Source organism: Companilactobacillus zhongbaensis (genome assembly GCF_003946515.1).
GTDB lineage: Bacteria > Bacillota > Bacilli > Lactobacillales > Lactobacillaceae > Companilactobacillus > Companilactobacillus zhongbaensis.
Genome location: NZ_RHOM01000065.1, coordinates 1 through 1,965, shown reverse-complemented (window position 1 = coordinate 1,965; position 1,965 = coordinate 1). Strand labels below are relative to the sequence as shown.

The 1,965-nt window shown below is 39.3% G+C and carries 1 protein-coding gene; it reads left to right on the top strand.

Features of this window, described 5'->3' with window-relative positions:
• Positions 1-195 precede the first annotated feature (195 nt).
• Positions 196-1,800: an amino acid ABC transporter ATP-binding/permease protein gene (locus tag EKM69_RS12130; RefSeq protein ID WP_125711363.1), complete on the top strand. Its 1,605-nt coding sequence runs from the start codon at positions 196-198 to the stop codon at positions 1,798-1,800.
• Positions 1,801-1,965: the final 165 nt, after the last annotated feature.

Sequence of the window (1,965 nt, the reverse complement as noted above, 5' to 3'; positions counted from 1 at the left end):
TTGTAAAATAGACATGGACATGAATACTCCTTTGTAATTGGTTTCGACGCCTTAATTATAATGATATGAGTAAGCTCATGTCTATTTTTATACAATAAAATCCCGGTATGCCGGGGTTATTTTGTTATATTCATCTTTCAACCTTTAGCAGTTAGTTCAAGCTCAACAAAAACTATTGATGGAGGCTGGATTACAATGAAATTATTTATGCGTTTATTAAAAACAGCCGGCCATCTGAATTTTATTTTATTAGCTAGTATTTTGGCTGGGACAATTGCCACATTTTTACAGATGGGATTGTTGTGGCAAGGCTTTGATTCACTGTTCAACAATATTTCTTGTCTCTGGCTGTGGATTATTTTATTAGCCCTGATTGGCGGGATAACGCGCTTTTCGGAACAATATTTAGGTCATTTGGCAGCCTTCAAAATTTTGTCTAATATGCGAAACATGGTTTATCAAAAAATCTTGAAGCTAGCTCCCGCCAAATTGGACAGTGCTCGTAGTAGTGATGTTTTAAAACTTTTGGCGCAAGACATCGATCAGATCGAAATTTTTTATGCACATACGTTGTCGCCAATTGTGATAGGCTTTTTAACATCAGTGATTTTTGTAGTTATTTTCTGGATCGTGCAACCTATCTTGGGCGTTATCGCCTTGATTTCATACTTGTTGATCGGAATGATTTTTCCGTTGTATAGCCAACGTCATTTGGCGGATTTGACTGATGATTTGAACAATGCTGATCTAAAGGAGCAACGTATGATGTCCGATGCTGTAGTTGGAAAAGCTGAATTGCAGCAGTATCAAGTAGTTGAACCTTATTTGCAAAAGCTGCACGATGCTGGTCAAAATTATTGGAAACTTGACCGCCAGAAGAGTACGGGTCAGATCCGCAATAGTTTGAGCATGCAACTGACGATGGTCATAGCTTTGATCTTGTTCGTGGTGACCGTCAAGTTAAATGATATTTCTTATATGTGGGCCTTGGTCTTTCCGTTTACCTTCAGTCGCGTGCTGTCACTAGGAAATTTGCCAGGGTCGTTAGCTGGTGGCTTATTGGCGGCTCGTCACGTTTTTGAGTTAGTCGATGAAGAACCAATCGTGGAAAATACTGGTAAAAAGCAACTTTCAACGATTGAGAATTTTAGTTTGAAAAAAGTCGATTTTGCTTATCCAGAACGTTTGGATGATCAAATTTTGAAGCAATCAAATATGCAAGTTTCTCACGGTGAACGAATCGGTTTGATCGGTGCTAGTGGTGCAGGTAAGAGTACTATTATGAAGTTGATCATGCGTTGGTATCGGGCTCAAGCAGGCCAAGTGGAGATCAATGGAAAGCTTGTCGCCGATTATTCACTGGAACAACTGCGGAAGCAAATTAGTTATGTTCCTCAGACCGCACAAATTTTTAACACGACTATTCGTGAGAATTTGACTCTGCGTGATGACAATATTGACGATCAGAAAATCTGGCAAGTTTTAGAATGGCTGGATCTGAAGTCTACGATCGAACAACTGCCGGATAAGTTGGATACTAGGATCTCTAGTGCCGAATCAGTTTTATCGGCTGGAGAAGTCCAACGGTTGGAGCTTGCTCGTGCTTTGGTACATGAGAGTTCACTGCTGATTTTAGATGAACCTACTAGTAACTTGGATGTTATCAACGAAGCTCTGATTCTTCGGACTGTTAAGACTTATTATCGTGGTACTGTTGTTGTGGTTACTCATCGGTATAGTACTTTGGCTATTTGTGACCGAGTTTTGGAGTTGGTTGATGGTCAGTTGGTTGAAAAATAAGCAGCAAAAAAAGCAGTTGCGATAATCCCTTTATGGTTGTCAGATGAAATAATATAAATTCATCTGATATTCATGAAGGGATTTTTTTATGTCTAGAAGTAAATATACAGTCCAAGAGAAGCTGGATCTGGTGTTGGAGTTTAAAGAAACCCAACCCATCTTCAA

Coding starts and splice junctions, on each gene's coding strand:
- EKM69_RS12130 (WP_125711363.1), top strand. CDS start 196: ATGAAATTATTTATGCGTTTATTAAAAACAGCCGGCCATCTGAATTTT.